Origin of the sequence: Sulfurovum sp. XGS-02, assembly GCF_023213175.1 — a bacterium.
In the GTDB taxonomy this organism is placed as follows: domain Bacteria; phylum Campylobacterota; class Campylobacteria; order Campylobacterales; family Sulfurovaceae; genus Sulfurovum.
Genome location: NZ_CP093312.1, coordinates 1,626,603 through 1,644,842 on the forward strand (window position 1 = coordinate 1,626,603; position 18,240 = coordinate 1,644,842).

Annotated in this window: 21 protein-coding genes; 2 read left to right on the plus strand and 19 right to left on the minus strand. The window is 39.4% G+C overall.

Going from position 1 to position 18,240, the window contains the following annotated elements:
- Positions 1-90: 90 nt before the first annotated feature.
- From MN086_RS08005 to tolB, 5 genes are all read right to left on the minus strand, one after another.
- A complete protein-coding gene (locus MN086_RS08005) occupies positions 91-606 on the minus strand; it encodes a peptidylprolyl isomerase (RefSeq protein ID WP_248575494.1) in 516 nt (171 codons plus the stop codon).
- Between the two features lie 173 nt (positions 607-779).
- Positions 780-1,355: a L,D-transpeptidase gene (locus MN086_RS08010; protein ID WP_248575495.1), complete on the minus strand. Its 576-nt coding sequence runs from the start codon at positions 1,353-1,355 to the stop codon at positions 780-782.
- 9 nt (positions 1,356-1,364) lie between these two features.
- Positions 1,365-2,180 carry a tol-pal system YbgF family protein gene (locus MN086_RS08015; protein WP_248575496.1) on the minus strand — a complete coding sequence of 272 codons (816 nt, stop codon included), beginning with the start codon at positions 2,178-2,180 and terminating at the stop codon, positions 1,365-1,367.
- A gap of 7 nt (positions 2,181-2,187) precedes the next feature.
- Complete coding sequence (locus MN086_RS08020; RefSeq protein WP_248575497.1) at positions 2,188-2,703, minus strand: OmpA family protein; 516 nt, start codon at positions 2,701-2,703, stop codon at positions 2,188-2,190.
- Between the two features lie 63 nt (positions 2,704-2,766).
- Entirely contained in the window at positions 2,767-4,020 is a 1,254-nt protein-coding gene (tolB, locus tag MN086_RS08025) for a Tol-Pal system protein TolB (protein WP_256465822.1), read from the minus strand.
- Positions 4,021-4,152: 132 nt separating this feature from the next.
- Between tolB and amrA the strand changes: the two genes are divergently transcribed.
- Entirely contained in the window at positions 4,153-4,710 is a 558-nt protein-coding gene (gene amrA / locus MN086_RS08030; protein ID WP_248575499.1) for an AmmeMemoRadiSam system protein A, read from the plus strand.
- Positions 4,711-5,014: 304 nt separating this feature from the next.
- Positions 5,015-7,327, plus strand: coding sequence for a bifunctional diguanylate cyclase/phosphodiesterase (locus MN086_RS08035; RefSeq protein WP_248575500.1), 2,313 nt, complete (start codon positions 5,015-5,017; stop codon positions 7,325-7,327).
- Between the two features lie 33 nt (positions 7,328-7,360).
- Here MN086_RS08035 and MN086_RS08040 read toward each other — a convergent pair whose 3' ends face one another.
- The 14 genes from MN086_RS08040 to fmt form a co-directional block, all read right to left on the minus strand.
- Positions 7,361-8,164 carry a TonB C-terminal domain-containing protein gene (locus MN086_RS08040; protein WP_248575501.1) on the minus strand — a complete coding sequence of 268 codons (804 nt, stop codon included), beginning with the start codon at positions 8,162-8,164 and terminating at the stop codon, positions 7,361-7,363.
- Complete coding sequence (locus MN086_RS08045) at positions 8,161-8,547, minus strand: biopolymer transporter ExbD (protein WP_248575502.1); 387 nt, start codon at positions 8,545-8,547, stop codon at positions 8,161-8,163. Before MN086_RS08045 ends, MN086_RS08040 begins: the two co-directional genes overlap by 4 nt.
- On the minus strand, positions 8,547-9,125 hold the full coding sequence (locus tag MN086_RS08050; RefSeq protein ID WP_248575503.1) for a MotA/TolQ/ExbB proton channel family protein: 579 nt from the start codon (positions 9,123-9,125) through the stop codon (positions 8,547-8,549). Before MN086_RS08050 ends, MN086_RS08045 begins: the two co-directional genes overlap by 1 nt.
- A gap of 1 nt (position 9,126) precedes the next feature.
- Positions 9,127-9,513 (minus strand): ATP synthase F1 subunit epsilon, encoded by a 387-nt coding sequence (gene atpC, locus MN086_RS08055; protein ID WP_248575504.1) that lies wholly within the window; start codon positions 9,511-9,513, stop codon positions 9,127-9,129.
- A 29-nt stretch (positions 9,514-9,542) separates the two neighbouring features.
- Positions 9,543-10,943, minus strand: a complete 1,401-nt coding sequence (gene atpD, locus MN086_RS08060; RefSeq protein ID WP_248575505.1) for a F0F1 ATP synthase subunit beta — start codon at positions 10,941-10,943, stop codon at positions 9,543-9,545.
- Between the two features lie 14 nt (positions 10,944-10,957).
- Positions 10,958-11,845, minus strand: a complete 888-nt coding sequence (gene atpG, locus MN086_RS08065; protein WP_248575506.1) for an ATP synthase F1 subunit gamma — start codon at positions 11,843-11,845, stop codon at positions 10,958-10,960.
- Between the two features lie 12 nt (positions 11,846-11,857).
- Positions 11,858-13,372 carry a F0F1 ATP synthase subunit alpha gene (atpA, locus tag MN086_RS08070; RefSeq protein ID WP_248575507.1) on the minus strand — a complete coding sequence of 505 codons (1,515 nt, stop codon included), beginning with the start codon at positions 13,370-13,372 and terminating at the stop codon, positions 11,858-11,860.
- A 23-nt stretch (positions 13,373-13,395) separates the two neighbouring features.
- Positions 13,396-13,920 (minus strand): F0F1 ATP synthase subunit delta, encoded by a 525-nt coding sequence (locus MN086_RS08075; RefSeq protein ID WP_248575508.1) that lies wholly within the window; start codon positions 13,918-13,920, stop codon positions 13,396-13,398.
- The gene (locus MN086_RS08080; protein WP_248575509.1) at positions 13,920-14,465 is read right to left on the minus strand and encodes a F0F1 ATP synthase subunit B; all 546 of its coding nucleotides are present in this window, start codon (positions 14,463-14,465) and stop codon (positions 13,920-13,922) included. Before MN086_RS08080 ends, MN086_RS08075 begins: the two co-directional genes overlap by 1 nt.
- A 12-nt stretch (positions 14,466-14,477) precedes the next feature.
- A complete protein-coding gene (locus MN086_RS08085; protein WP_248575510.1) occupies positions 14,478-14,900 on the minus strand; it encodes a F0F1 ATP synthase subunit B' in 423 nt (140 codons plus the stop codon).
- Between the two features lie 129 nt (positions 14,901-15,029).
- Positions 15,030-15,899 (minus strand): ParB/RepB/Spo0J family partition protein, encoded by an 870-nt coding sequence (locus MN086_RS08090; RefSeq protein ID WP_248575511.1) that lies wholly within the window; start codon positions 15,897-15,899, stop codon positions 15,030-15,032.
- Between the two features lie 3 nt (positions 15,900-15,902).
- The gene (locus MN086_RS08095; RefSeq protein ID WP_248575512.1) at positions 15,903-16,688 is read right to left on the minus strand and encodes a ParA family protein; all 786 of its coding nucleotides are present in this window, start codon (positions 16,686-16,688) and stop codon (positions 15,903-15,905) included.
- Positions 16,685-17,320: a biotin--[acetyl-CoA-carboxylase] ligase gene (locus tag MN086_RS08100; protein ID WP_248575513.1), complete on the minus strand. Its 636-nt coding sequence runs from the start codon at positions 17,318-17,320 to the stop codon at positions 16,685-16,687. The genes MN086_RS08095 and MN086_RS08100 overlap by 4 nt, the downstream gene beginning before the upstream one ends.
- Positions 17,301-18,215: a methionyl-tRNA formyltransferase gene (gene fmt / locus MN086_RS08105; protein WP_248575514.1), complete on the minus strand. Its 915-nt coding sequence runs from the start codon at positions 18,213-18,215 to the stop codon at positions 17,301-17,303. The genes MN086_RS08100 and fmt overlap by 20 nt, the downstream gene beginning before the upstream one ends.
- Between the last annotated feature and the right edge of the window lie 25 nt (positions 18,216-18,240).

Here is an 18,240-nt window from a genome sequence, read left to right on the forward strand (position 1 = left end):
AAAAAGGGTTTGGAGGAAAGGAGTAGATATGCGCTGTTTGAGCGACATAGCGCTATCTTTGATTCAAAGATAGCACTGAAGAATGAAGGATTAGTGACAACCACATCCTGAACCACAGCTACCGCCAGCTGCAGGTGCACCGCCAACTACACCAGATGATACTTCATCCGCAGTTGCTTCTCTTGCACTTAACACAGTTACTGAGAACATCAGGTCTTTACCAGCCAATGGGTGGTTAAAATCAACATTCACTTCTTTATCATCAAAAGATTTTACTGTAACTTGTACAGTCTGACCATCTTGACCTTGACCATAAAGTGTCATACCTTCTACAAGATCTACACCCTCGAACTGTTCGATAGGAAGTGTTTGAATTGCTTCCGGATTTACATCACCGTATGCATCTGCAGCAGCAACCATAATGTCTCCGCTTTCACCTTGAGCCATACCTACAAGTGCATTCTCAAGACCTGGAATGATCTGTCCTTTTCCAATGATGAACTCTAGTGGTGCACCACCTTTATTGCTGTCTACAACCTCTGTTGTACCTGCTTGTTTTACTTCGTATTCGATACCGACTACACAGTTTTCGTTTGTTACTGTCATAATGTTTCCTATATATTAGATTTGTGCTATTCTAACTAATCAAACTTTAGTGAGCCTTAGGTAAGAGATATTTTTTCTCTTATTTGCCATGAAGCAAAGGTCTTGCAGTATAGGTCAATCATTCTGCTATCTATCTCAGGACTACCTGTATCAATGTCATAGAAGAGGTGTTTTTACCTTTTCCCGTAGATTTTGCTCAAGTCCTCTTTGGCAAAAGGCATATAGGTATGTCTGGTGATGACCACTTTTGTTTGATAGTTGGACCAGTGATAGATCACAGGTACATCCTTAGGGTCTATATGTATACAACCATGTGACAGCCAGTCCACACTCCCCTTATGCAGAGCATGTCCTCTTTTAGTAAACTTCATCATATAATCCATGTTATTCACACCGCTCTCATCAGGAAAATCCTTGGACATATGATAACGCTTCTTCTGAAAGATCGTGAAAATGCCAGAAGGGCTTCTAAACTCTGGGGCACCCGAAGTGACCGGTCCGCTCCACCATACCGTACCATCACGGTCCACAGCATAAAAACGTCCGTCACTCCCACGTTCACGTACAGAGACCACGATAAAATTCTTTCCTGTGAGATCAACGATCTTTTCACTCTCATCTTTAATCTGTTTAAAAACCGTTTTAGCGACAGGCATCGTCTCTGTTCCTATAGGTGGCAGTATTTCAACCTCATCACCTGCCATGCCTGCGGTCACCAAAGTCATAACAATGAAGAGGATTTTAAACATCATATGGTCCTAAAGTTTTTTCAATCTATCTTTAGCGATCTTTGCTGTTTTCTTTCCCTTATAGTTCTCTATGATATTCTCATAAAATGCTTTTGCCTGGCCTTTGTCACCAGTCTCTTCAAGCGAAACAGCAGTATGAAGAAGCAGTGTATCTATATAGGAAGCCTTGTCGTAAATACCTGCACTCTTTTTAAAATAGAATATTGCATCTTCATACTTCTTGGTATAGTAGGCTATTTCTCCCAGGTAATAGTTTGATGCGGCAGGCTTATAGCCTTTTGTATCGGTTATCGTAAATCTTTTCTCCGCTTCATCATAACGTTTTTTAACAAAATAGCGTACCGCTTCACTATAAAGCTGTGCATTACTTTTACCCTCAATGGATTCACTCTTCGGAGGAAGTGTTTTTGTGGTGTTTTTTACCTGATTTGTCTTGCCCAAAGCACTTTGCAACTCTTCTTTACTCACATAGTTCGCATTGATCTCGTCGATCATTGCCGCTAACTTTTGAAGCAATGCCGTGTTAGATGAACCATTTGTCTCCATAGAAGAGGCCTTATTAGCCCCTCCAGACTGCTGCAGTTCATGAATAGATGCGCTCAAGCCCTCTATGATTGTCGTGAGTCCGTCTATTCTTTCATTTTGCTGGGCTATTTGCTGCTGTAGGGAAGCCAAGCTTGCGTTACTACTTTCTGTGGTTTGTACATTTTCCGTAGATTCATCCGTCCCAAACCCATACACAGAAGGTTCGGCATAGACAGACACTGTACTTGCAAAGATCATACAAACACACGGTACTGCAATCTTCTTTAGTATACCTCTCATCTCTAGCCTACTTTATTAAACGTAAGTCAACTCTTCTGTTTCGCTGATAACAACTGTCACTCGTTTCAGTACATACAGCATTACTCTCACCAAAGCTTACAAGTACCATTCTACTCGGATCTATCCCTTGTGCTGCAATACTGTCTTTTACTGCTTTGGCACGCTTTAAGCCCAGGGCATAATTGTACTCATCTGTACCAAACTCATCACAGTTACCTTCTATTTTTATTTTAGAGGCTGCTGTATTGGCAACCTCTATATTTTGGTTCATATTGTTTTCCATATCCGGAGAGATCGAATAGTCTGCAAAACCGAAATAGATACTTTTGAAGCCATCGCTACTGCTGTTATAATTTGCAGTAGAACCTGTACCGTATGCATTTTCATCTATACTGACCGTATCACCTTCGATATGGTTTGCATCAGTAATATTGTTTTTAGCTGCCAGATCAGGTGCAGGCTGTGCACATCCGATCAAAAGTAATGAAATGAGCGATGTCGTTAAAAGTAGTTTATGTGTCATTATGTATCCTTTTTATTAAATAGTCTCAGAGCAGTTACTAAATAACTTCCTGAAAAAAATATATTACCAATCAATGGATTGAACTTTTCTGTCATTGAACGGGAAAAGTAAACTCTGATGACTTGACAAATTCGTATATCCTATAGAAGAGCTGTGCCCCCTCTGTTTAAGGAAGAGTATCACAGATCCGTCCGTAGAAAAACGGGGAAACTGGTTTGAACCCGTGGTTGTGATAGGTCTCGTGTCTGAACTTCCTGTAGAGGTAAGGTAAAGATTAAAGGTGTTATCCCCAAATGCATTACTGCTCTCCCTGCTGGAGTAGACTATTTTATCTCCATAGGCATCACAGGCATTGTTGTTACGTCCGTGATACACCACTTGAGAGGTCGGTCCGCCCGCTATAGACTTTTTAAATACATTGGCATAGCCCAACCGGTTAGAGACAAAGACGATACGACTCTCATCATCTACGTACCGGCCGTTCACATCAATACCTTTAAAGTTCGTTACCCTTCTCTTCGATCCGGATGCAAGATCAAATTCATAGATATCTGCCTGTCCTTCAGGTGCCATAGTAAGTAGAAGTTTGGAACCGTCACTCTTCACATCAGAGCAGACAAGCATTCCTGCAGAACTGGCTATCTTCGTTTTTGTTCCGTTATAGATATTCAGTTTGTAGAGTGTAGGGAGTGTCCCTTTATAAGAGGTATAATAAATATTCCTTTGTGCTCTGTCCGCCCATTTAGGGAAGAGGTTCAATCCGCCTTTGATAATCGTTTTTTTATAACTGAAGGTATAATCGGCCAAACGTATTTCACTACGGCCAGGGGTCGTATAGACAGCATAGGCCACATAACGATTGATCCAAGCAATACTTGGATATTGTAAAACATTGTTAATATCGCTTATCGCTTTGTGTATAAGAAACGGCATTTTTGCTTTGGCGGAGATCGCATAGCTCTTCTTAAAGATCTGTGTACCGTTGGATGCTTTTAAAAGTCGTACCAGAAGTTTTGCACCGGACCGCTGCTCCATAGCGTACTTAATGACATACTCCTGGCTTTTCAATGCCGGTATGATATAGTCAGAAGAGAGCTCACCTATATGGTGTGTAGTGTCCGGTAAAAAATGCCCGGAGATCTTAAGATCTGAAAGCAAGATATTAAACACTTTACTGCTCTGTTCAGATGAACCATCCATAAGCGCTATACGTGCACGCTGCTCCACATCTTTTTCTATTTTAAGCGTTGCATCTACCCCGAAAACGTTCAATGTAAAAAAGGTAATTGATATGAAAATTATTGATAGATATCTCAAGAATATTCCTCTATTTTAGTGTTTGTTTTAGTCTGTATTGTATCCTTGCTCTCTTAAAATATTCATTAATTAATATCAAAATATTTTTTGGTGATTGAATTTATGATAAAATAAAAAATAAAGGAGTCTACGTTGAATGATATAGTGATAGCCTTAGCCAAAGCTGCTATTTCAGCGGCACTGAATCAACCTCAAGATTTTGATCTGGAATCTGCCTTAAAAACCTATCCCTCCCTTAAAGAGAACGGTGCTGCTTTTGTCACCATTAACACAAAATCCCATGGACAACTTCGGGGATGTATAGGTTCACTGCATGCCTGTCGCCCACTCTATGAAGACATTATACATAATGCACAGTCTGCTGCCCTGTGTGACCCAAGATTTTTACCTCTTAGTATAGAAGAACTAGACCAAATTGATATAGAGGTCTCTATCCTTTCAGAGCCTCAACCCTTATCCTATGACTCTATAGAAGATCTAAAAGCCAAAATTGTTCCTTTCAAAGATGGTATCGTACTGAAACTGAACGGCAGACAAGCTACCTACTTACCGCAGGTTTGGGAGCAGTTGCCTCGCTTTGAAGATTTCTTCTCCAGTCTGTGCTTGAAAGCCAACCTTGGAAATAACTGTCTCTCTCAGCATCCTGAGATCTCTACCTATAGGGTCAAAAAATATAAGGAAGGGTCATAAATATCTTCTCATACAAGACTACCCATTATCAAACATTGTCACCAAAGGGTAATATCCTCTATATTTACATTTTGAACATGTATACTCGCGCTTCATCGTATGGGAAACGTACATCCTAAATATAAAATTACAAAAAAATGCACTACACGATTGAAATACCCTCATAAAATATACCATCTATACAGCAAAAACAAATAGAACAAAAGATACCATGTTACGCAACATGGTATCTGGTCATGGGAGGGAGAGTTTTTTTGGCCTTAATGGGTCAATTCAGTGTTAAAAGGACAAGGATATATTTTCTATGGAGTATTTAAAAGAGCTGTTTCAATTAAGAAAACATAGGGTTGTTGATCAAAACACACTTGACAATGTCTATAACTTTGCAAGAAAATCCCTTATCAGTCTTGTACTACTTGAAACGATCTTTCTTTATCTGCTGACACCTTATGTTGGTAACCATGCATTTGTCTGGTATGGTATAACCGTAGTATTTACACTGTGGAGACTGCATGATGCCTATGACTATAAAAATCATGTGGAGAGATATTCGCTCGAAAGATGGCATAAAAGGTTTGTGATTCGGTCATGGATGACCGCATTGATGTATGCCATCTTGATTCTCTTTATCACTCCCCAGCTCAATGATTATTATCAAATGCTTGTCTTTGTCATTATCCTCGGGATGAGCAGTGCGGAGGCAAACACCCTATCGTATGACTACCGTACTGCGATAGGTTTTCTACTCATACTTTATATCCCTCTTTTTATGACGATGCTTCTCATTACAAAAGTGGAAACTATCATCCTCGCCTTTTTATTGCTGATCTATTTCTTTGCCCAGGCAAATATTATTTTACACTCTTACAATCAGAAAAAAACACTTGAAAGCAAAGAAGAGATCATCTCCGAAATGGAAGTCATGCTTCAGGAAAAACAAGAACTGCTGCACAGTTTATTTGAGGAAGCCCCTATTGGTATATTCTCCTGTGATACAGACTGCAGCATCATCAACTGTAATGAAAAATTGAGTACACTTTTTCAACGTCCACAAGAAGAGATCATTGGTCAGACTGCCTATAAGGTCTTTCAAAACAGCACCTCCGGAGATCTTCATAGGGTGCTCAGAGGTAATTCTCTTGTCTCTAAAGACTCACATCTCCTTCCAAATAATGAAGAGCTACTGGTAGAGATAAAATATTTTCCATTTACTGACAGTGACAATAAAAGCATTGGTCTCATAGGTCTGGTAGATGATAAGACCCAGGAGCATAAAGTACAAGAACAGTTGAGTATACTTGCTGCACAGGATGCATTGACTTCACTTCTTAATAGACGCGGGTTTGAAGAATATATGCAGAGTCTTACAAATGATCTCCGATATGGTACATACTATTCACTGCTTTACTACCTGGATCTGAATGATTTTAAAAATATCAATGACACCTTGGGGCATAGCACAGGTGATATTGTGCTCATTGATATCTCAAGACGATTGAGTAAAGCGTTAACCGTTTCTTGCGAGATCTGCCGACTCGGAGGTGATGAGTTTATCATTATGATACCCTTTATCTCTACAAACATGGAGGTCATGCAAGAAAGAATGCACTATTTTTCTGAAAAGATCATAGATACATTTAAAGAGCCACTGGTGATACATAACTCCTCTCATCTGCTATCTGCAAGTATGGGTATGCTCATAGTAGAGCCCGGTTTTAATGATATAGGGGAACTCATACGCCAAGCGGATATCGCCATGTATCAGGCCAAAGGGTCGGGTGAAGCCACCTCTTTTTACAATGCCGTACTCGATCAAAAACAACAAGAGGAATTTGCACTGCAATCTGATCTACACCATGCATTGAGAAATAGAGAGTTCATACTTCTTCTTCAACCTATCGTCTCTATGACAGATGACACAGTCATTGCAGCAGAAACACTACTACGTTGGCAACATCCGACAAAAGGACTTCTTAATCCGGATAAATTTATCCCTCTTCTTATGAAAAGTGGCTTGCTATGGGATACAACTTGGTGGATCCTCGAGCAGACGTGTATACAGATAAGCACATGGAAAAGACAGAACCGGTGGAATCTTGAATATATATCCATCAATATCGATGTACTACAGCTCCTGGAAGATAATTTTGCCCCGCGTTATCTTAGTATGATAGAACGCCATGGATTAAAATGTTCAGATATTACCTTCGAGATCACGGAGCAAACACTGATAGAAAACTTTAAAAATACCAAAGAGGTCATCTCCACCTTACAGCAGAACGGAGTACGATTTGCTATAGATGACTTCGGTGTAGGATACTCCTCACTTTCCTATATTCAAAATCTCTCTCTGGATACGATCAAGATAGATAAATCATTTGTCCTCAATATAGAAAATAATGTTTCAGATATCGCGCTCATTAAAACCATATTACACATTGCTGAACAGTTCGATTATACACTGGTGATTGAAGGGATTGAAAATGAAAAACAAAAAAAGTTACTCTATGATCTGGATAACAAACTTGTCTATCAAGGTTTCCATTTTTCTAAACCTATAACAAAAGAAGAGTTTGGTATCAGATATTTATACAGCATCAATATGATAGCCTCTTAATATAACTGATTACGCTGCAGCATAATGCATATACTATTCAGTAGCAACGAACTCAACATCCAGCTCATAGGCTCTGTTTCCCTTATGCGGTCCAAAGCCTATCTTTTGCAACTGCTCTAAGTAAGCCATGAGACCTGTATTGAATGCTTCATTTCCGGATGCCGTGATCACTTCATATTGAAATCTACCGTTGGGTTCTACCCTAAGCCATACTTTTGCCTTCTCTCCTGCATATTCACTTTGTGCCGGCCAACCTTTGAGTTTCTCTTCTATCTTGGCCAAATAGGCATTCTCTATACCCGTATCACTCTGTTTTTCTCTCTTTAATGAATCAGAGACAAGATCACTTGCACTGGTTTTATTTGCAACTTTTTTGATCTCAACTTTTTTTGGCTTCACAGGTATTGTCTTAACAGGCTTAGGCTTTTCAATCTTCTTTTTAGAAGTAATATTGGCAAACAGATCTTTTGGTTTATTTACCTTTTTAGGCTTAGTCGTATTGACATCTTTTTTCTTTTTGACAACCTTTGCTTTTTTCACTACCTTCTCTTTAATGATCTTTTTTTCAACTACTTTCTTCTTCACTTCTTTTTTAGGTTTTGGTTTTGGCTTAGGCTTTGGTTTCACTACTTTCTTGGGTGCTGTGGTGATCTCTTTTTTAACCTGAGGTTTAGGTGTACTCATAGAGACGCGAATACGCTCTTCATTTTTCTTCACAAAATGTACCGGTTTTTTTTCATCACGTGTATTGAAATAGAAGAGAAGCAGCGAAATGACACCTATATAGATGCCCACAGCCAACAATCCTGAAATAAGTGTAGAGGGCTTCTTGATCATAATGTTATCAATGAGACCTTCTCGAAACCTGCTGCTTTCACGCTTTTAAGAAGATACATAATATTTTTGTATTTCAAGCTTTCATCTGCTCGGATATAGACTTCGGAGTTTTTATCATATTTTACAGACTGGTTCACAAAATCATCTGCAAAAGTATCTAAGGCATAGGTATCTTTGCCAAGATAGATCTTTTTCTCCTTGTCCATACGGATCGTAAGTGTTTTTGGTTTTTCTACTTTAACGGTTTTTGATCCTTGAGGTAAGGTTATTTGTTCTTGAAAAGTGATCGTAGGGGCCGTGACCATCAGGATAGCCATCAATACAAGCATAACATCCACAAGTGGCGTAATGTTCAAGTCTGGATCATCATCCCAACTAAACATTATTCGTCCCCATTAACCTGGGAGAGGATCACTTCTGATTGAGAAGAGAGCAATGAACTTAGCTCATAAGCCTTGCGCTTGAGTATCAAATGAAACGAATAGGCAAATATCGCTACAGCAATACCTGCTGCAGTCGCGATAAGCGCTTCAGATATCGCTGGGGCAACGACACTCAAAGAGGCACTCGATTGTGCCCCCAGTTTCGTAAATGTTTCAAGTATTCCAACTACCGTACCAAAAAGACCTATGAAAGGGGAAGTGGATGCAATAATAGAGAGCCAGGTAAGTCCTTTTGTGGATACCCTTATCGCATCAGAAGATGCTGCTTGAAGTATAGCTTTATTGGGTACATTGACACGAGACAGATAAGTAAAAATAAGTGAATTACTGGCCACTGATTTTGACTGACCTGTATAGAGAGCTTTGAGTGATTTGGCTTCAGATGCAATACGTGCATTCAAGATATAGAATCTGTCCAGAAATACCCAAAATGTAGCTATAAAGTATCCTGAGAGTAAAAGCAGTACAAATATCGTGATTGCACTGCTTTCAAAGAAATAAGTAGTGAGAGAGCTCAAATTATAAAGACTTTCCGATGTGCTCTACTTTGCTTACCGCTGCTGCGATAGCTGTGCTAGAAGATTCAGCACTTTTGAGTAACTCTTTTGCTGCTTCAAGTGCTTTAGCAAGATCACTATCTGCACCGGAAAGAGCAACTGCACCATCTACGATACAAGTTGTCTTCTCTTCATCGACTTTTACATACCCGGAGTTGATAGCTACTGCTACTTCGCTCCCGTCTGCCTTATCGATCACAATGACACCCGTATCAAGTAATGATACCAAAGTAGCGTGATTGGCTAAAACACCAAATTCACCCTCTGACCCCGGTAGTGTTACCTGTTTTACTTCAGCGTCAAAAATCACACCGTTTGGTGTGACTATTTCTAGCTTCATAAGTTCCATAAATATCCTTTATAAGACAAGAACTAAGATTACTTAGCGTTAATCTTATCGTTTTTAGCAATAGCTTCAGCCATGTTACCTACCATGTAGAACGCAGCTTCATTCATATCGTCATATTTACCTTCGATAAGACCTTTAAATCCTTCAAGTGTATCTTCAAGTGTAACATACACACCTGGAGAACCTGTAAATACTTCAGCAACGTGGAACGGCTGAGAAAGGTATTTTTCAATCTTTCTTGCTCTTTCAACCACAAGTTTGTCATCTTCAGAAAGCTCATCCATACCAAGGATCGCAATGATATCTTGAAGATCTTTATATTTTTGAAGAATCTGCTGTACGCCTCTAGCGATATTGTAGTGATCTTCACCAATGATTTGCGGATCAAGCATTCTAGAAGTCGAATCCAGTGGATCAACCGCAGGATAGATACCTTTTTCAGCAATAGATCTGTTCAATACTGTTGTTGCATCCAAGTGAGCAAATACAGAAGCTGGAGCCGGGTCAGTCAAGTCATCCGCCGGTACATATACTGCTTGAACAGAAGTAATTGAACCTTTTGTTGTCGATGTAATTCTCTCTTGAAGTGCACCCATCTCTCTGCTTAGTGTCGGTTGGTAACCAACAGCTGAAGGGATACGACCAAGAAGTGCAGACATCTCTGAACCTGATTGCGCAAATCTAAAGATGTTATCGATGAACATCAATACATCAAGACCCATCTCATCTCTGAAGTACTCAGCCATAGTAAGACCAGTAAGTGCGATTCTGTTTCTTGCTCCCGGAGGCTCTGACATTTGACCGTAGCACAGTGCAACTTTATCAAGTACGTTTGATTCTTTCATTTCAAAGTAAAGGTCATTACCTTCACGTGTTCTTTCACCAACACCGGCAAATACAGAGTAACCGCTGTGTTTCATTGCAACGTTGTTGATAAGTTCCATGATAATAACGGTTTTACCAACACCGGCACCACCGAAGAGTCCAACTTTACCACCTTTGTTATATGGAGCTAGAAGGTCAACAACTTTGATACCTGTTTCAAATACTTCAGTTTTTGTACTTTGCTCTTCAAATGGTGGTGGTGCTCTGTGGATTGACCAGTACTCTTTTGCATTTACTTCACCAGCCTCATCGATAGGATCACCGATAACGTTGAAGATACGTCCAAGAACTTCTTCACCTACAGGAACTTTGATAGAGTCACCAGTTGCTTTTACTTCTTGACCTCTAACACACCCTTCACTCATATCCATAGCAATTGTTCTAACTCTGTTGTCACCTAGTTGCGCTGCTACTTCTAAAACCAATTTTTGCTCTTTACCGTCAACCATAAACGTAGTTTCTAACGCTTCATTGATCTCCGGTAGATAGTCTGTAAAATCCACATCGATAACGGGACCTAAGACTTGTACTATTTTACCTGTCATTACTTCTCCTCTAATTATTTCATTGATTCCATACCACTGATGATCTCTATGAGCTCAGTAGTAATCGCTTCTTGTCTTGCTTTGTTATACTTCACAGTAAGGTCTTTTACCATCTGCTTAGCATTGCTTGTTGCTGCATCCATCGCTTGCATACGGGCAGAGTGTTCTGCTGCCAATGAATCGATAAGTGAGTAATACATTGTATACTCAATATAACGCTTCACCAATGCATCAAGTAGTGTGTCATCATCATCAGGTTCTACTTCCAGTTCCGAAGTTGAGACCACATCAAGTTTTAATTTTGATGAATCAACCGGTAAAACCTGATCCTCTCTTACTTCTTGAGTGATCATGTTTACATAACCGTTGTGTACCAAAACGATCTTATCCGTCTCACCATTCACATAAGAGTCAGCTACTTCAGAGATAAACTCTGCAGCCTGCTTAAAGTCTGGTGCAGCAGAAAGTCCTACGATCTCATCATTTAATTCAAAATTATTGAATTTAAAATAATCGATACCTTTTCTACCTACAGATCTAAGACGTACTTTTACATTCTGTGCTTTATATTCAGCAATCAATTTGTTGACTCTTTTGATTGTTTGTGAATTAAAACCACCACAAAGACCTTTATCTGCTGTGATAAATACAATGTCTACCATCTTAGGATTCTGCGCATCCTTAAAATAGATATTATCTATACCGTCAGCATTGGACTGCTGCATTTTTTGAGCGATCTCATTCAAAAGACCGGTCAATTTTTCAGCATAGACTCTAGATCTTTTAGCAAGCTCTTCTGTTCTTTTCAATTTAGCAGAAGAGACAAGCTTCATAGCGTTAGTGGTCTTTTGTGTGTTTTTAACACTTCCAATCTTACGCTTTATCTCTTTTAAATTAGCCATATTAAGCCTTTCTTATCCAGCGAATGAAGCTTTGAAATCTTCGATAGCTTTACGTAATTCTCCATCTGTATCATCAGAGATCTTCTTCTCAGTTCTGATAGCATCAAGGATATTCGCATATTTTGCTTCCATAAATGGCATAAGGTCTGCTTCAAACTTTGTTACAGAAGATGCAGCGATATCATCAAGGTATCCATTTGCACCTGCAAAGATGATCACAACTTGTTTCTCAATTGCAACCGGCTGGTATGGCCCTTGTTTAAGTACCTCTACCATTCTCTGACCACGCTCAAGCTGACCTCTTGTATAGTCATCAAGATCAGATGCAAACTGTGCAAATGCCTGAAGCTCTCTAAATGAAGCAAGGTCAAGTCTCAATGTACCAGATACTTGTTTTGTTGCTTTGATCTGTGCAGCACCACCAACTCTTGATACAGAAAGACCTACGTTGATCGCCGGTCTGATACCTGAGTTGAACAAGTCAGTTTCTAGGAAGATCTGACCATCTGTAATAGAGATAACGTTTGTCGGGATATACGCCGCAACATCACCTGCTTGTGTTTCAATGATCGGGAATGCAGTAATAGAACCTGCACCTAGATCATCAGAAAGCTTTGCAGCTCTTTCAAGAAGTCTTGAGTGAAGATAGAAAACATCACCTGGGTATGCTTCTCTACCCGGAGGTCTTCTAAGGATCAATGACATCTCTCTATATGCAACTGCATGTTTAGAAAGGTCATCATAGAAGATAACCGCATGTCTACCGTTGTCTCTGAAGTACTCAGCCATAGTTACACCCGCATATGGAGCAAGGAACTGAAGTGCTGAAGAGTCAGCTGCACCAGCAGTTACAACGATCGTGTAATCCATTGCACCATGCTCTTCAAGCTTCTTCACTGTAGCAGCTACAGTTGATTGCTTTTGACCAATCGCAACATAGATACATACAACATCTTGACCTTTTTGGTTGATGATCGTATCGATAGCCAATGTTGTTTTACCTGTTTGTCTATCACCGATGATAAGCTCTCTTTGTCCTCTACCAACCGGTACAAGTGCATCGATCGCTTTGATACCTGTTTGAAGTGGTTCATGAACTGATTTTCTAGCCATGATCCCTGGTGCTTTTTCTTCAATAAATCTATGCTCAGTTGCTTCAACTGCACCTTTACCATCTACAGGCTCACCAAGTGGGTTTACTACTCTACCCATCATACCGTCACCTACTGGTGTCTTAAGAAGATCTCCCGCTCTTTTAGCACTCATACCTTCTTTGATACCTGCACTTGAACCAAGAACAACCACACCAACGTTTGCTTCCTCAAGGTTTAATACAAGTCCTTTAGCACCGTTATCAAACTCTACAACTTCACCAGCCATAACATTGTTAAGACCATATACTGTTGCAATACCGTCTGCGATACCTACTACTTTTCCTACTTCATTGATGTCAACATCAATTTCAAAATTCTCAATTCTTTCTTTGATGATAGAACTTATCTCATCTGCTTGCAATTTAACTGCCACTGATACTCCTTTCTTTTAGATAACTACAAAGATTTCTTAATGAAATCAATTAACTGTTCTTTAACTCTCTGCTTAGAGAAGTTTACCTCTATACCCAAATCATCAACTGAAACACGTACCCCGTCAAAGTCACTTTTTTCTTGTGTCAGTTTGATCATTGAACCTGTATACTTTTTAAGTGTCTCTTCAAGATTAGCGACTGCTGCCTCATCAAGTGATGATGCACTTTTCAATACACCTTCATATGAATTTGAAGCTTTTTGCTGATCTGAATTCAATACTTTTGTAATAATAGGAAGGAGATCAAGTCTTCCATTTTCACCTAAAATCTTAATGAAGTTCACAAGTGTTGCATCACTCTCACCCAGTGAAGATAAGATCATTGCTGTCTTATCTTCACTTGAAATGATCGGAGATGTCAATGTTGACTTGATCTCTGTACTGCTTACCACTTCACTAAGTACATTAAGTACTTCTAAAACACCTGGAAGGTCTTTAGATACTGAAGAAAGTGCTTTAGCATATCTTTTAGCAATTAACTCTTCCATTACGCCACCTTCTTAGAAATAATTTCAACAACTTTAGCTTCATCTAACATGATGTCATCTGCAGTGATATTTTCACTTAATATCTCATCGATGGCTTCTCTTGCTGCTTTTCTCTCTTCAAGAGACATTTTCTCTTCAAGTTGTTTATCTAAAAGTGCTAACTCATTTTGATTTGCAGTCGCGATCTTTTCTGCTAAGAGAATTGCTTCTGCTTTTGCGTCGGCAAGAATTTCTTCTGCTCTCTTTTTACTTTCATCTAAACGATTCTGCGCTTCTTTTTTCTCATCTTTCGCTGCTTGAAGTTTCTTTTCGATCTCATTTAGTTGCGTTGCAATATCTTCACTTCTGCCTTTAAAGAAGTTTTTGATCGGATTTGCGATCAAGTAATAAAGCAAAGCTGCAAAGATCGTAAAGTTAATGACTCTCGGCCAAAAGTCTGATTCTCTACCAGTTTGAGCAAAGTAACGGCTTGACTCTGCATCACCGCCACTAGCCAAAAGCACAGCAGGTACCATAAGTAAAGACAATAGTACTATTTTTTTCATCTTCATCCCTTCCTATAATTTGCTAAATTTAGCTTTTAGGCTCTCTTTAAATAGAGGCATTTGAGAAAGAAGAGAGTTTTTAAGGTTCTCTTTGTCAGAGTTTAGCTTTTCTACGAATTTGTTATACTCAGTTTCTAATTCATTTTGTCTAGTCTCAATTCGACTTGCAGCCAATGTTTTTTCATCATCAATTGCTTTCTGTCTGATCCCCGCAGCTTCATTTTTAGCATCGCTAATAATTTCATCTGCCTTTGCATTTAGTTCGTCACTGTTACCACTAAGACCTTTTGCAGCTTCCAAATCTTTTGCTATAGAGTGATCTCTGTCATCCATGAATTTTACCAATGGCTGAAATAGCATATTATTTAAAAGAACAAGTAGGGTTAGAAACAAAGCCAATACGAACAACATCAATGGTAAATGTATGTCAAGCATTAAAACTCCTCATGTAATTTCGCGTAATATTAACATTATTGACATGAGGATATGATTAAAATCTGTGAGTATTTTAAATATAAAGAGGAATTATAGGTTTTGTTTTATAAAGTGTTTATCTTCTACCCATTACTTTGTTTGTAACTGTGTCAGGAAGTTTTCAACCTCTTTTTCATTATCAAAACTAATCTCGATACTTTTTGCTTTGAGCTTATGTTTAAAAGGCAAACTCTCTGCTAAAACATCAGCGTATTTTTCCAGTAGCTTCACAGTGACCGGTTTAGAGGTAGTGACAGGAACATTCTCTTTATGACTCTTCACCATATTTTCTGTATCACGTACACTCAGTTTCTGACCAATGACACTGTCTATCACAATTTTTTGTTTCTTTTCATCAAGTCCGACCAGGACCTTTGCGTGTCCCTGCGATATCTTCCCCTCAACAAGTTGCTCTTGAGCATAAGAAGAGAGGCTGAGAAGACGCATTGTATTGGTGATCTGTGAACGGCTTTTGTGCACAATAGAAGAGAGGTCATCATGTGTGATATTATGGACCTCTATCAGCTCGGCATAAGAATTTGCCAGTTCAATTGCATTGAGGTTTTCTCGTTGTATATTTTCAATCAGTGCAAGTTCACGGAGTCTTATCTCATCTATGTCTACATTGGCAATAATGGCTTTTATAGTAGTGAGTTTTGCAAGTTTATGTGCTCTAAGACGACGCTCACCGGCAATAAGAAGATACCCCTCCTCTTTTTCTATCACAACGATAGGCTGAAGCAGTCCATGCTCTGCGATAGAGTGACTTAACTCTTTGAGGGCCTGTTCATCAAAATGTTTACGTGGTTGGAATGGGTTTGCTGCAATACTCTCAACGGCGATATCTTCTACCCTGGCACCTTGAGATTCAAGCTCAAAACTGTCAATATCGCTTAAGTCTCTTTCATACGCCTCTTCTACCTCAGAAAGGATCTCTCCCAGTCCTCTGCCTAATGCCATACCCTAACCTCTTGCAATGACTGTTGCAAGGTCCCTATAGGCAACAGAACCTTTTGAACTTACAGCATATGAAGTCACTGGTTTTCCAAAACTTGGACTCTCTGCGATCTTGACATTTCGCGGTACAACAATACACTTTTTCCCTTTTTTTACATGGAAAAGTTTGTCTTTAAAATGATGACTCAAGTCGGCAAGCACCTGCTTAGAAAGGTTATTCTGACCTGAATACATCGTAGGCAGGAAACCTTTGATCTTGAGTTTCGGATTGATCGTCTTTTTCAAAAGCCCTACTGTATTGAGGAGCTGTGCCAATCCTTCCAGGGCGAAAAATTCACACTGGATCGGTATGATCACAGAATCCGATGCACTCAACGCATTAATGGTAATAGGGCCCAGTGCCGGAGGTGAATCTATAATAATAAAATCAAATTTCGAAGCGACCTCTTGAAGTTTTCCTTTTAGAAACAACTCTCTGTTTTTTGCCTTAGGATTATAAAACTCTTTTTCTATACCGACCAAACCAATGTTAGAAGGCACAAGTTTTAGATTTTTAATATCTGTTTTAAGGATCACTTCTGAAAGTTTTTTACTTCCGATAAGTACATGATAGATATTATATTCATAATCCCCTCTGCTGAAGCCCAAACTCGTGGTTGCATTGGACTGTGGATCAATGTCAAGAAGAAGGACTTTCTTCCCTTTTTCAGCCAAAGAGGCTGCCAAATTTACTGCTGTCGTTGTTTTTCCTACGCCACCTTTTTGATTGGCTATACTAATTATCTCACTCATCGTAAACTAAACACCCTCTTCCCCTCTATAATTAAAGAGCCGTCTGCACATAAAGTCGCATCTGAAAGGCTCTTTTTATCGTTTTCAATATGAACTGAAAACTTTCTGCTAAGCTCAAATTCTATCTCATACAATCTAAAAATTTGCTTCCATGTTGGAAATTTTTCAATTTTCTCAAGGTACATTTCCAGCAGATTTTTGGCTTGAATATCGCATTCTAAGGCTCTATAGCCATTTTGAGAATTTTTTAAATTTATCCCCATTCCACATACTAACGTATTTTTGAATTTATTTGTAATTGTTCCGCCTATTTTTTCATCATTTAGATAAAAGTCATTGGGCCATTTTAACCAAACATCTTCACCAAGTGCCTCAAGCGTTTGCTTCATGATGAAAGAGAAATAGATAGAGGCAGATTCTAGCGGCAAATCTTCAGGCAGATCATCCAAATTCACTGCGATGGAAGCGAAAAAGTTTCCTTCTCCCCCTGACCAGGAATTGTCACGGCTCCCGATACCCGAATGCTGTTGATTTGCGATCACTGCCAAAGGGGCCTGCAGGCTTTGCTTCTTTAATTGTTCTAAAAGATACTTTTGTGTAGAAGCAAGTGTATCAAATGATACTATCTCCAACTTTCAGCCCCCTTCCTACACAATATGCTTTTGCCGACATTGGCTTTTTTGATGCAGGCTGGATCGTTTCCACTTTCAAAGACCCTTCAAGACACCCCACGACAACGCTCTCGTCTATAAAGGAGAGAATCTCAAATGCTTTGTTTTTTGACCCTGTATCTACCAGAGAGAGTCCGTCAAATTTTGTACCGTTCGCAGCAAAAATGCCTGGCCAACCTTCAAATGCTCTGTATTTATTATAGATGATACTTGCATCTTCAAAATCTACTTCACCGTCACTCTTCTTGATCTTTTTACAAAGTGATGCTTCCGCTTCATCTTGCACTTGGGGTGTAATGTTCTCAAAATTCCTGATGGTACTTAGCGTCAGTCTGCATGCATCCAAAGTCAGTTGTGCCATCAGGGCATGAAGACGCATATCTGAAGGTATGTCGAACTCTATTTTTTCAAGCATAGGACCCGTATCCAGCCCCTCTTCCATCAACATGGAAGTGACACCCGTTTTTGTGTCACCGTGAAGTAGAGATTGCTGTACAGGAGAGGCACCTCTATACTGAGGTAAAAGCGAAGCATGCAAGTTGATGCAAGGTGCAATATCCAGTATGCTTTTAGGCAGGATCTGCCCAAATGCTGCTACCACGATGAAATCGGGATTCAATGTTTTGATCCTATCTTCTATACCCTCATCACTCAAACGGCCAGGCTGTAAAACTTCAATACCGTGTTGCAATGCCAACTCTTTTACAGGAGGGGGAGTCAAAACTTTCTTACGTCCTACAGGACGGTCTGGTTGTGTGAGAACCAAAGAGACTTCCATATCTTCAGCCTCTATCAGTGTTTTAAGTATCTCTTTTGCATAATGGGGTGTTCCCATGTAGACTATTTTGTATTTCATTTTATTCTTCTTATTATTATAAATT